Here is a 12,936-nt window from a genome sequence, read left to right on the forward strand (position 1 = left end):
GATCTTGTTTTCTAGAGTGTATCTTCATGTAGAAAACTTTGCAACAGAACCGTATTTAGTATGTACTATAATGGATAGATGTGTGATATTCAATCTATCAAAAAAAACTAAAAATATAGATTGACTAATCGTAAGAAAAGCACCCGTTCTTGAAAATGAATACTTTTTTATTCCTCATTTTGAGAGGCCGGATATAAACGATTAACATCTTAACTTAATGAATAAGGAATATTCTCTTTAGTTTACAACAGCAGATTTTTGATTTGAATCAATTGCTGAATGGTATAATTCACTATATTTTCCATTCAATTTGATCAACTCTTCATGAGTACCTTCTTCAATTATTTCACCTTTATCCAAAACAAATATACTATCACAGTCCATAATTGTTGATAATCTATGTGCAATTATTATGCATGTACAACCAATATCCTTAAAATAATTTGATATCTTTAATTCATTCAATGAATCAAGTGAACTAGTAGCTTCGTCTAAAATAACAACGCTATGTTTATTTAGGATTGATTTTGCTAAAGCGATTCTTTGTCTTTGTCCACCTGATAGGTTCGAACCCATGTCAGAAATCAAAGTATCGTATTTCATTGGCATTTCTTCAATCGTTTCTGAAATTTGAGCTATTTCAGCAGCTTTTTTAACTTCCTCAGCGCTTGCATTTAAGTTACCCATACTTATATTTTCATAAATAGATTTATTAAGAAGTTGAATTTCTTGAGGGACTATTGCCATTTGCTTACGAAGCTTTTTTTTATTTAGACTATTAAGAGGCAATCCATCATAATAGATCATGCCTTTTGTTGGTTGATAAAGCCCCATTAACAACTTAGCAAGAGTACTTTTCCCCGATCCTGATTCTCCAACTATAGCTATTTTTTGTCCATTTTTAATTTGGAGTGAAAGATCTCGAATTATATTCTCTGAATTAGCTGTGTATGCAAAAGATACATTCTCCAATTTTATATCTCCTGTGATTTGAGAACAGTCTTTCTCTACATTCATATCTTCTTGAGGGACATCTGTAATATCATTAAGTCGCTCTATGCTGTTTGAAGCAATCCAGAATGAGTTCCAAGTTTGAAAAAATGAAGATGCAGATGTAAAGAACATTGTAGTTATTGAATAAAAGGCAATAGATTCTCCAATAGTAATATTTCCACTTATATATTGCCCCATTGCAAACACTAGAATTATTAAAGGTGAAACTAACACAGCAACCTGATTAAATGTACTGTAAATATTCCCTAAATTACTTTGTTTTGTGAATCGATGCAAAACATCCTCTAATTTTTTTTTCCAATGGTAGTAGATCTCCCCCTCTGAAGCGGCTACCTTAATACCAAATATAGATGAAATGGTTTCAACTTGAATTTTTTGTAATTTACTTCTTTCAACAATCTCATATAGATTTAATTCTTTAATATGAGCTCTCAGTAAATATGTAATTACGAAATAGATTAAGAACAATGTCAGCGCTAAAGATGTTAATATTTTTGATTTAAGAAACATATAGGAAAGCATAAAAACTAATGCTCCTACATCTAAAATCCCTCTAATTATCTTATCAGCCAGTAAATCTTTAATTATCTCTAAGCTACTAATTCTATACAATATATCCCCTTTTGCTCGCACTTCAAAAAACTTATATGGGACATTTAAAAGGTGTTTAAAAGTTTTAGATTGTAAATCTCTTTCAAGTATAGCTTTTATTTTAATTAAATATTTTCCCCTTGCATAAACAGTTATGGTATTTAATATAAAAGCCACAACAAAAAGTAATATAATTGATAGATTTATTGATTTGTTTTCAACTACGCTATCTGTTAATATTTGTATTGCAATCGGCATTAGTAAAGTTGCTACATATGTAAATATTGATAGAATGAAAATAATAAAAAATATTTTTTTGTTTTTCTTTATATTCGGAATTAAGATTTTAAATGGGTTTTCCTTCTTTTTATGTGGGGAGAAATTCTCATTTGGTTGTGGAATTAATACGATTCCCGAGAATTTTTCCATAACCTCAGTATGTGTCATCTTTTTTCTACCAACTGCTGGGTCAACTATATAACAGTACTTTTTATTAGTCTTTTCTAACACAACAAAATGGCTATTCTCCCAATATAATATACAAGGTTTACCAATTTCTAACAACCCTTGAACAGGAGTCTTAAATGCCTTAGAATCAAATCCTACCTTTTCAAGTAAATGTTTTATTTGATCTAGCCTTAATCCGTCTCGCCCAACTTCCATTAAATTTCTTAGTGTACTTAGTGATTCGTAACTTTTATAATATCGTAAAATCATTGCAGCACAACATAATCCACACTCAGTTTGTTGAAGTTGCTCTACATACGGAACTTTTCTGTTTGTTTCAAGCATAGAACTCTTTCCTCTCAATCGTGTTTAATGGAACACTATTGGTAGATAGTTTTCCATTGATATTATTCTAACCACAGAACATCTGGTATATCATATTTACATCCGTATTTGAGTAGTGAATAACCTAGGCCAGCTAAACCTACCATTAATCCATAAATATTAACCGTTCGATATGCATTCTTATCCCAATTATATTTAATGTATTTGTTATATAACTCTATAAATGTAAAATCGCAGTATTTTTTTAATTCCTCATCTTCTAATACATCAGCAACTTGATATAAAATCCCTAAATTCCCCGTATCACCGTGACACAGAATGTGGCTACTGCCAAAACCCTTTTCGATTGTAGTATTTACAGCGACATCAATATCTCTCAATAGGTTGTTATCTGGATATCCAAATTTCTTTAATAAAATCCTATTAAGTAAAATTTCAGATGCACCATGACACCATGCTACTGTTCTAGAACCCTTGGCAAGACTCATTTTCCAATTCTGATTTTCATCCGAAAATAACATTTTTTCAAAATTTAAAGCCTTTTTAATTGTACCTAGTATCTTGGGGTCTATATTAATATTATAAAATCTTATTAAATTAGTTGTTATGTCACTAGTTCCATGAGCAAATCGAGTATATCCTTCAGTTTCTTCTAATGATTTTCCTCATTCTCCTTCCAGTGTTCAGAATTTTTCCTAGAAATATTCTGTAAAAACTCATTGATAGATAATTTGTTTTTTAATTCCAGAAAAAATTTTTCCCAATAATCAATAACATCCTCATATTCTATTTCTCTTGGAATTTCTTTATTCACAGATGTCACTCCATTTCCCAAAAAAACTGGACCTATCATTAAAGATTGGACCAGCTTTTTTATTTTCAACTTAAAAAGTTAATAAATTTATATTTAGAGCATTACGTTAGTAACTATTGAGTACCACCACAAGGGCTAGTAAAGTTCCATTCTGCTGATACTGTACAAACACATCCAGAATTATCGCCTAAACTCCAAATCTATGCAGCAGTTTTAGAAGCCCAGTGATTAGTACCTCCAGCTACTAATGACATATCTTGTTCACTGATCTCTTCAAATAAATTACCTTATGGATGATTTGAACTCATAGAAATCTTATTTTGAGCACTTGGATTTTTAATAATTTTTCGATTATTTATAATTTACTTCTATAAAAATGTTTTTTTTGAGACCTAACAGTAAATATATTATACATACTGGATAGTTTTGTAAAGTAACATTCAAATAATTTGCTATTTTTTTAAAATTATACAATTTATTTGATATACTAAATTTGCGAATAGTTATATTTTAGGAGGTTTACAATTTGGAAAAAGTTTTAGAAGTTGTTAATGTATCGAAATATTAAATGAAATTGAAAATTTATTCAGGGAAGCTATAACATTGGATTCATATGATATTAATTTAAAATTTGATCTTGCATCAGCTCAAATTATGCAAAATAAACTTCCTGAGGCTTTACACACTTACACACCTATAGCAACATACTGAACATAGATCCAAATAATTTTAATGCGCATCTTCTTTTTGCATTTTATTCCCAAATTAATGGTGATACTCAATCAACCTCTAAATATTTAAAAATTATGAGTCAAACATATTAAAGGTAATATTCAGAATAAATAAATGATATGAAATTAGTGGAAATACACTTAAAACGAATTTAAATACAAATATACCAACTGACTTATCTCAAAATAATCATGCTATTTTAATATTAGGAAATACCCTTGCAACGTATGGTTCTATGAGTCAAACCTTGATAGAACGTTTAAAAATTGGGCTTGCTACTGCAAAACAATATCCCAATTCTAAAATTATTGTATCGGGAGGGCTACCAGAACAGGGAATTACAGAAACTGATGCAATGAGTAAATGGTTAATTTCAAAGGGTATAAATAAGGATAGAATCATTTTAGAAAATAAATCAATGGATACAATAGAAAACGCCTCTTCACCATGCCAATTCTTGAAAAAGAAGGAGTAATAAATATAACAATAGTAATAAGCGCAAGCCATATGAGAAGAGCTTTAACCATTTTTAATGTAGCGAGTAATTTTAGTAATAAGATAAATCTTATAAAGACTTTATTAATCTAGCATATATGGATTATAGCTCTCTAGAAAAAGTGAAATAAGTATTACAGGATGAAACCCATAAGGTTTATCGGAATTTATTCCGCACTTCTGGAATTTGGATATTCCCTGGAATGCAAAGGTAATCATAAAATATTGGGATTCTCTCCTGTTACAGAGGAAACATATTTATGAAAGTAAAATTGCTATCAATAACAATTATTATCATCTTAGTAATAAGTAACATTTCTATGAATAATTAAAGAATGAATAAGAATATATTTAATAAATTGCCAGAAAAACTCTTTATTAAAGGAGAAGATTTATGATGGATATTATTAAACTAGTAATTCTTGAAAAGAATACTAATTGGATTATTAAACTACATAATACTATAGGGGAAAGTGAAGATATTAAAATAGCTGCCACTACAAGTGATCCATTTATAGCATTAGAGTTAGTAAAAAATTTGGATGTAGATGCTATTCTTTTAAGTATTGAAGACCCTAAAGAATTCACTTTAATTACCAAAGTATTGAATGTATGCCCAAATATAAAAATAATTATACTTACAACCATACATGATAGTGACTTAATAAAATCATCCTTTGCTGCTGGCGCAACAAATTATGTCTTAAAAAAAGAGTATTCTAGCCTTCCATTAAAAATAAAAGATAGCTGCCATAAGTATAATCCTTTTGCAATTTTAATAAACGATTATTGCTTCTTAAAAAAAGAATTTATGTTAAGCAATTTAACTTCTTCTGAAAGAGAAGTATATGACCTTATAGAGAAAGGGTATAGTAGATCTCAAATACAGCGAACACTTTTTAAATCACAGAATACCATTAAAAGTCATGTACATAATATTTTAAAGAAAATGCATTGTCCCGATACAAAATCAGTAGTAGAAAAAGTTAACAGTTTTTCTCAGAAAAATATAATATAACAGGTCTAGAAAAAATCAACCTACCTAAACGTGAAAAAATTACATATTATGATATTGAGTGACGTAATCTCACTAAACTATATTTGGAGGCGTTCAAAATGAAAAAATCATTAAAAAACCCTGTCTTACAACACAAATACTCTGTGAGGGAGAAAAATCCAGCTGGTGATCTTCTACAAGAAATTAGCGAACAAGAAATGAAAGAGGCACAGGGTGGTTGGACTCACGCAGAATCCCTGGCCTTCGCTAAACGAGCAGGACTTGGATATAACTATGGTACGAGATGTACAGTTTCTGCAGAATGTATGTTTACAATCAGCTGCGGAAGCTAATTGATGGTAGTAAATATAAAAAGTTCTTGAATATGAAAAAAATAATGAGCAATTAATTGCTCATTATTTTTTTCACTTACCAATGTAGGATTTTATTCTATTTATTAAAGCAATTGAAAAAGTATCCGCAACAACCACTTTCTCTCCTATAGATACCCATCCACTATATACTTTGGTATTTTGTAGATATAAAATACTCACTCGGTTGAAAAAATATCAATTGAACAATCATAGTCCTTATATGTAGTCTACTCACTTTTTCTATTGGCCTATTTAGAATATTCATTAAGCCATAGGCGCTTCTATTTATGAATACACTACAAAACGAGAAAATGATTTTTGTAAGAATCAAAATAAATGGAATAAGTTGAGAAAAAATCACCCTGTTCCATTAGTTTACATTATTGTAAACTAATAGTGTGAACTATGTTATCTCAACTTAGTTCACTAAATCTAACAGTGAACTAGGTCATATAACTAACATTCCAAATATTCCATATGCCATTTTATTCCATTAAACAAGAAGTAGGGATGAAGATGAACAATATAATAAATACTGAACAAGATTTTGATTTTAAAGATGTAATAAATTATTGGATGTCTTTATTTCCAGAAATAAACGATATCAATGAATTTGAAAATATTTTCAAAGAAGTAAAACAAAGAAATTTCCAAGATTTAGAACGCGAATGGATTAAACAAGAATACGATTCTAATAAAGATCACACAGAGATACTAGAATTATTTAATTTTAATCCGGATGAGAAATCAAAGAAAATAGAATCTATATTTAATAAAAATGAAAAAGAATATGAAAGACTTCAATTTTTCAACTTTTTCAAACCTATTATTAAATATTATCTGTATAAATATTATGACGTTATTAATACTTTCAATATACTTGAAAGCAAAGAAATATTTTTAAAAGATTTAATTGGAAAAATAACTAATCTCTTATATCAGATTTCCTATCGTACACTAATTTTAGAAGTTAATATTGCAAGATCGAGTGATCTATTAATAGGAGAATCTTCTGAAGAAAGATTTTTTTACTTCCAAAATACATTATTAAAAGATGAAAAATTTCTTAAAGATTTATATACAGAATACGGATGCTTAACATCCCTGATGTATTTAAAAACTAAAAACTATCTAGATTTTATAATTGAAGTCTTAAGAAATACTTCTGCAGAAACCGAACGAATATCTACAATTTTCAATGAAGGTAAAGATTTAGGTAACTTATTAAGTATTGAAACTGACTCTGGAGATACACACCAATGTGGGAAAAGTGTTTCAACCCTATATTTTGCATCCGGTATCAAATTAATCTATAAACCCAGAGAACTTAGCTTTGAAGAAGGATATTATAAATTAATAAATTGGATCAATGAACAAAATATTCCTAATATGAAGAAATTAAAAGCTGCAAAATCACTTTCAGTTAATGGAAGTGGCTGGATGGAATTTATCTCATTTAAAGAATGTACGGATGAAAGTCAAGTAAATAATTTCTATTATCGTATAGGACATTTACTATGTATACTTCACGCATTGAATGCACGAGATTTTCACAGTGAAAACCTAATTGCAAATTCAGAGCATCCAGTACTTGTTGATTTAGAATCCCTTATTCATGGTAGTTTTGAAAAAGAAGATACGTCTATAGCCAGTGCTATGGATAATTGCGACAAACTTATTGATTCATCTGTTATATCTATTCTTTTATTACCAAGTAAAATAGTTTTAACTGATAAATCTAATGTTAACGTTTTTGATTTAGGTGGTGTAGGAAGAAGTCAAGAACAACTCGCTCCATTCAAATCAGAAGTCATTCAGAATAATAAAACTGATAATATTGAAATTACTCGCGATTTCGTAACTTTAGAACCTAGTAATAATAACCCTAAAATAAATAATCATAATCAACAAATTGAACAATTTCTTAATCAAATACAAGAAGGATTTAAACAGACTTATGATTGGATTTTAGATAATAAAGAAAGTTTTATCAATAAAATAATTGAGTTGTTCTCTAACCAAACATGCAGGATTCTTTTTAAAAATACTTTTATATATGGACGTTTGTTACGGAGTAGCTATCACCCTGATTTATTAAGAAACTCATTACATAGAGAGGTCTTATTGCATAGAATAGTATTATATGATTTTAAAGAAATTTGCAATCAAGTTTCTCCCCACGAGTTGGAAGATTTACTTATTGGCGATATACCTTATTTTACAACTAACACAAGTTTTAATACCGTAAGAAATTCAAGAGGACAAATAGTTAATGGATATAGTTTAAATGTGTCACCCTTAGAAACTTCCATAAATAAAATCAAAAATTTTAGCGCGAAAGATCTGAAGAATCAATTAAAGTTTATTGATTTAAGCTTTATTCATACTGAAAATAAAAAAGATAGCGCACTAACTAACGTAGAATTTTCAAAAGGACATCATTTACTTGAGGACATTTCAATAGCGGATCAAAATTCATCCTTATTCAAAATAGGACATCATTTACTTGAAAATAGTATAATTGGTAAAACAGATTCTAAAATTGACAGAACTTGGATTGGTTTAATGATGTCTGGTAAAGATGAAGTTACAACTCGTATTTCATCAGTAGAATATGACCTCTATAAAGGAAATAGTGGAATTTCATTATTTTTAGGTTATTTGAGTGCTCTTACCGGAAATGAAGAATTTAAAGAAGCTGCCATTGAATCTCTAGCTCCATGTATTAAATTTATTAATGTAGCGAAGAAACACCCAAAAAATAATATGGATGAAAATGAATTATTACCCATTGGCGCCTTTAATGGACTGAGTGGTATTTTCTATGCAATGTTCCACTTAGGAAAAGCTCTTAATACTGAGAAATTTATTGATTTTACGTATGATAATATAGGATGCCTTCTAGATTATGTAAAAAAAGGAATGGACTATGATTTAATTGGGGGATCGGCAGGATATTTAGGCGTTGTCCTTTCTATCTATAATAAAACAACTGATGTAAATAAAAAAGCAATGCTTTTAGAAATAGCAAATGCAATTTATCAAGACTTAGAAGAAAATGCGACATATTACTCTAATAATTCTGTATTCTGGGGGCCAAATCTAGAGAGTGAGGGATATACGGGATTTGCACATGGGACAAGTGGAATCTCCGCAATGCTAATACGATTACATACAATAACTAAAAATCCTAATATTTTAAAATTAGTAGAAAAAGCTCTGAATTATGAACGTTTAATGTTCAGTTCTAAAGATGCAAATTGGTACACCAATCTTTCAAAAACTGGAATAAGTGTAGGGTGGTGTCATGGTGCACCAGGGATACTTCTAAATCGCCTTATATTAAAGGATAATGGTTATCATGATGATGTAATTGATCATGAAATTCAAATAGCCCTAGACACTACAATTCAAAAAGGATTTGGCAATAATAATACTTGGTGCCATGGTGATGCAGGAAATCTAGAGATTCTTCACTATGCTGCAACAGTTTTAAAAAATCCAGATTTAAAAAGTAACTGTCTTGCTACATATCATAATATTTTCCGAAATTCTATCAACTCTAACTGGGATGAAGGATATTCTGGAACCGTAAATATATATGGATTGCTGGTTGGTTTATCAGGGCTCGGTTATTCAGTTTTAAAACATGGATTAAATCTTTCAATTCCAGGAATTCTTTGGTTGGAATAAAAATTTTGTTTCTATATTCTTTCACTATATAAAAATTCAAATTTTTTTAATCGTATTCTTCACCATAATTAAGCTATCAATTATTTGATAGCTTAATTATCTATGTAGGTAAATAATACAGATAGGCACGCTATCAAGAAGGCTGCTGAAAAGGATAGTTGATTAATCACAAATTACATATTAAAATTACCATTAGAGTTAAATTAATCCATAAATTTAACTTTAATGGTAATTAAATTTAAACTCTTTAGAGATTTAATTTAACCTCTTGAAATATAAAAAATATAAGGTGGTGTTGAAATGAAATATATTGTTGAAACAAATAATCTAACTAAAAAATATAAGAATAGCAGTGTAGTTAGTGGTGTGAATCTAAAAATTCCTGAAGGTGAAATTTATGGGTTTTTAGGTCCTAATGGTGCTGGAAAGACAACTAGTATTAGAATGTTATTAGGCTTAATTAAAGCAACTGAAGGCACTATTACAATTTTCGAAAAAGATTTAAATAAAAATCGTTTATCTATTTTATCTGATATTGGAGCGCTGGTAGAAAATCCTTCTTATTATGCACATCTCAACGCAATTGAAAACCTAGAGGTTTATAGAATTTTAAGGAATATACCAAAGGAAAAAGTACATGATGTTTTAAAAACTGTTGGGCTGCAAAATGCAGCACACCAAAAAGTTAAAGAATACTCTTTAGGGATGAAACAACGTCTTGGCCTTGCCATTGCATTACTTGGTAATCCTAGATTATTAATTTTAGATGAACCGACAAATGGACTTGACCCCCAAGGGATACATGAAATGCGTGAATTAATAAAGAGCCTTGCTAAGGAAAGGGGCATTACTATACTAGTATCAAGTCACTTATTAAGTGAAATAGACCAGATGGCTACATACGTTGGGATTATTTCAAAGGGACGACTCATTTTTCAAGATAAAATTGAAGTTTTACGGCAACATTCACAGAATTCAATTAAGTTTTTAGTTGATAAACCTAAGGAAGCGTGGAAAATCATTCTTACTAGCGGTATACAATCAGTGATGGAAAAGGATGAAATTGTAATATCTAATACTAACAATTCATCTATAGCTAAGATTGTAAAAGCTTTAGTAGCAAATGATATATCTGTATTCCGTATTGAAGAAGAAAAAAATTCACTTGAAGATATTTTCCTAAACATCGTGAAGGAGGAACAAAACGATGTACAGATCCCTCTTAGCATCTGAAGTTCTTAAATTAAAGCGTAAGTGGGTTTGGTTTTTAATAATGATAGCCCCAATAGGGGTTATTGTACTCCAAGCAATAAATTTCAGTTTAAGATACGATATCTTAATAGAAAAATATAAAAATAATTTGTGGGGAGGACTACTTTCAAATATTCAGTCTCTTTCCCTTCCAGCAATACTATTAGGGATTACAATTATTACTTCTATAATAGCCCATTTAGAACACAAATCTACTTCTTGGAAACACCTTTTACTACTACCAATAGAAAAAAGAAAAATATTTATAGCTAAATTTATATTAAGTTTTAGTTTATTATTTGTATCTTGTTCCATTCTCTTTATAGGTAGTATTTGTTTAGGTATAGGATTAGATTTTGGATATTCTATTCCATGGTCAGAAGTAATAAAGATTAGTTTTTTTCCATACTTTTCTGCTTTACCAATTTTAGCATTACAATTATGGTTATCCATTGTTTATAAAAATCAAGGAATCACGTTAATGGTGGGGGTATTGGGTACAGTATTAGCACTATTTTCAGACTCCTTGCCAGATTGGATTATATGGAAATTCCCCTTACTTGCTAGTCAATCAAATACAACTACACTGTTAGGGGCTACAGTTGGGATTTTACTAATTTTGATAGCGACATTTGATTTTGTAAGAAGGGATGTGGATAAATAATGCTAAATTTAAAACTATTTCGGGCTGAATTTCTTAAGATTAAAAAGACAAAAATTTGGCTACTACTATTTATTAGTCCCCTTTTAACAGGGATCTTATCTTATTTAAGAGTGCGTGGTCCAATAGCAGATTTAAATGACTGGAAAATGGTTTATACATTTTCTTCAATAGTACATGCTATGCTCTTCCTTCCTTTATTAACTGGAATTTTCACTGCTTTTATCTGCCGTCATGATCATTTACATGGTGGATGGAAGCAATTATTAATTCAGCCTATAAAACGTTATCAACTTTACTGTACTAAAGCTACATTTGTGATATTTTTTATAATTCTTACTCAACTTTTATTCCTTTTGGAAATAATTATAGTAGGTTCTATTTGTGGGATAACAGCTCCTTTTCCTACTACATATCTATTCAAAGGTTTAATAGGTGGAGTATTTGCAACATTGCCTTTAATAGCACTTCAAATGTGGCTTTCTGTAATATGGTCTAGTTTTGCTACCCCAATGGTAGTATGTGCTGCTCTAACAATCCCTGGTATTATAATTAATCAGTCAGAACGTTTTGGTCCAATTTATCCATGGAGTCAGCCTCTTTTAGCTATGGTACCTACAGATGTTGAAACCGATCTATTATTTATTTCTACAAAAAGTATATTAATTGTATTGATTAGTTTTATTGTATTGTTTGCTGGGGGGTTAATCAATTTTAATAAAAAAGCATATTAATATTACTTCTAATAATTATGAATCAAAATAAAAAGTAATATAGATTTATCAAAAGTAACAAAAGAGACAGTGTGAAATTCCACACTGTCTCTTTTGTTACTTTTGATAAAAAACATCTATAATATACCCACTAAAATTATAGCAAATTCATATACTTTTTAAATAGGGATTAACAGAAATGTACAAGATAAGATCCAAGTTTTATATAAACCTTTTTCTGCTTTAAATACTCTGTAAAACTTCTTTACACGTATCATCAACAACAACTGTCACATAGATATGTTTAAGCTTAATTTTCTTTGCAGCTTGATAGGCTGTATATCCAGATAATACTTAATATCGTTTCGAGTTCTCTGCTTGTTTAACAATAATCTTTTCTGAGAACTCTTTCTTATCCTTGTAGTATTGAATTTGTTTTTCAATTTCTTCTTCTCCAATACTTGCCTTCTGCGGGTTCTGTTGCAAAGATTTCTAAACTAAGATAACCTATAGAAAAAGTGTGAGCAGGAGAATGATATATGGGGTATTTTAAGGGAACACAGTTTAAAAAGGATATTATTTTGGTAGCCTTCGGCTACTATTGTCGTTTTTCTTTAAGCTATCGCGATGTATCTGAAATCTTGAAAGAGCGTGGTGTTTCAGTTCATCCAACAACCATCATGCGCTGGGTTCATGAATATGGAAATCTTATCCATCAAATTTGGAAGAAGAAAAATAAAAACGTTCCATTATCTTGGAAACTAGATGAAACCTATATAAAAGTCAAAGGAAAATGGTGTTATTTATAT

Annotated in this window: 11 protein-coding genes and 1 pseudogene; 8 read left to right on the forward strand and 4 right to left on the reverse strand. The window is 29.6% G+C overall.

The features are described from left to right. Positions 1 to 237: 237 nt before the first annotated feature. The 3 genes and pseudogenes from LOK41_RS25790 to LOK41_RS25800 form a co-directional block, all read right to left on the reverse strand. Positions 238 to 2,397, reverse strand: a complete 2,160-nt coding sequence (locus LOK41_RS25790) for a peptidase domain-containing ABC transporter (protein ID WP_241818862.1) — start codon at positions 2,395 to 2,397, stop codon at positions 238 to 240. Positions 2,398 to 2,459: 62 nt separating this feature from the next. Next, positions 2,460 to 3,029 (reverse strand): annotated as a pseudogene (locus LOK41_RS25795) (lanthionine synthetase LanC family protein); the annotation flags it as partial. 20 nt (positions 3,030 to 3,049) lie between these two features. Then, positions 3,050 to 3,211: a hypothetical protein gene (locus tag LOK41_RS25800; protein ID WP_241818863.1), complete on the reverse strand. Its 162-nt coding sequence runs from the start codon at positions 3,209 to 3,211 to the stop codon at positions 3,050 to 3,052. Between the two features lie 934 nt (positions 3,212 to 4,145). On the opposite strand from LOK41_RS25800, the gene LOK41_RS25805 reads away from it, so the two are divergent. From LOK41_RS25805 to LOK41_RS25835, 7 genes are all read left to right on the forward strand, one after another. Continuing rightward, positions 4,146 to 4,418 (forward strand): YdcF family protein, encoded by a 273-nt coding sequence (locus tag LOK41_RS25805; RefSeq protein WP_347269374.1) that lies wholly within the window; start codon positions 4,146 to 4,148, stop codon positions 4,416 to 4,418. 417 nt (positions 4,419 to 4,835) lie between these two features. Then, positions 4,836 to 5,456 (forward strand): response regulator transcription factor, encoded by a 621-nt coding sequence (locus LOK41_RS25810; RefSeq protein WP_241818865.1) that lies wholly within the window; start codon positions 4,836 to 4,838, stop codon positions 5,454 to 5,456. Between the two features lie 98 nt (positions 5,457 to 5,554). After that, the gene (locus tag LOK41_RS25815; protein WP_277818762.1) at positions 5,555 to 5,788 is read left to right on the forward strand and encodes a plantaricin C family lantibiotic; all 234 of its coding nucleotides are present in this window, start codon (positions 5,555 to 5,557) and stop codon (positions 5,786 to 5,788) included. Positions 5,789 to 6,325: 537 nt separating this feature from the next. After that, positions 6,326 to 9,502 (forward strand): type 2 lanthipeptide synthetase LanM family protein, encoded by a 3,177-nt coding sequence (locus LOK41_RS25820; protein ID WP_241818867.1) that lies wholly within the window; start codon positions 6,326 to 6,328, stop codon positions 9,500 to 9,502. 300 nt (positions 9,503 to 9,802) lie between these two features. Beyond that, positions 9,803 to 10,735 carry an ABC transporter ATP-binding protein gene (locus LOK41_RS25825; protein WP_241818868.1) on the forward strand — a complete coding sequence of 311 codons (933 nt, stop codon included), beginning with the start codon at positions 9,803 to 9,805 and terminating at the stop codon, positions 10,733 to 10,735. Continuing rightward, positions 10,710 to 11,417, forward strand: a complete 708-nt coding sequence (locus tag LOK41_RS25830; RefSeq protein WP_241818869.1) for an ABC transporter permease — start codon at positions 10,710 to 10,712, stop codon at positions 11,415 to 11,417. The genes LOK41_RS25825 and LOK41_RS25830 overlap by 26 nt, the downstream gene beginning before the upstream one ends. Next, the gene (locus tag LOK41_RS25835; RefSeq protein WP_241818870.1) at positions 11,417 to 12,148 is read left to right on the forward strand and encodes an ABC transporter permease; all 732 of its coding nucleotides are present in this window, start codon (positions 11,417 to 11,419) and stop codon (positions 12,146 to 12,148) included. The genes LOK41_RS25830 and LOK41_RS25835 overlap by 1 nt, the downstream gene beginning before the upstream one ends. Positions 12,149 to 12,481: 333 nt before the next feature. Here LOK41_RS25835 and LOK41_RS29040 read toward each other — a convergent pair whose 3' ends face one another. Then, the gene (locus LOK41_RS29040; RefSeq protein ID WP_277818763.1) at positions 12,482 to 12,613 is read right to left on the reverse strand and encodes a hypothetical protein; all 132 of its coding nucleotides are present in this window, start codon (positions 12,611 to 12,613) and stop codon (positions 12,482 to 12,484) included. Positions 12,614 to 12,666: 53 nt separating this feature from the next. Here LOK41_RS29040 and LOK41_RS25840 point away from each other — a divergent pair. Next, on the forward strand, positions 12,667 to 12,936 hold a 270-nt coding region (locus LOK41_RS25840), incomplete at its 3' end, for a DDE-type integrase/transposase/recombinase (RefSeq protein ID WP_241818871.1).

The sequence above is a fragment of the Bacillus sp. TL12 genome, from assembly GCF_022625245.1.
Taxonomy (GTDB): Bacteria; Bacillota; Bacilli; order Bacillales; family Bacillaceae_G; genus Bacillus_A.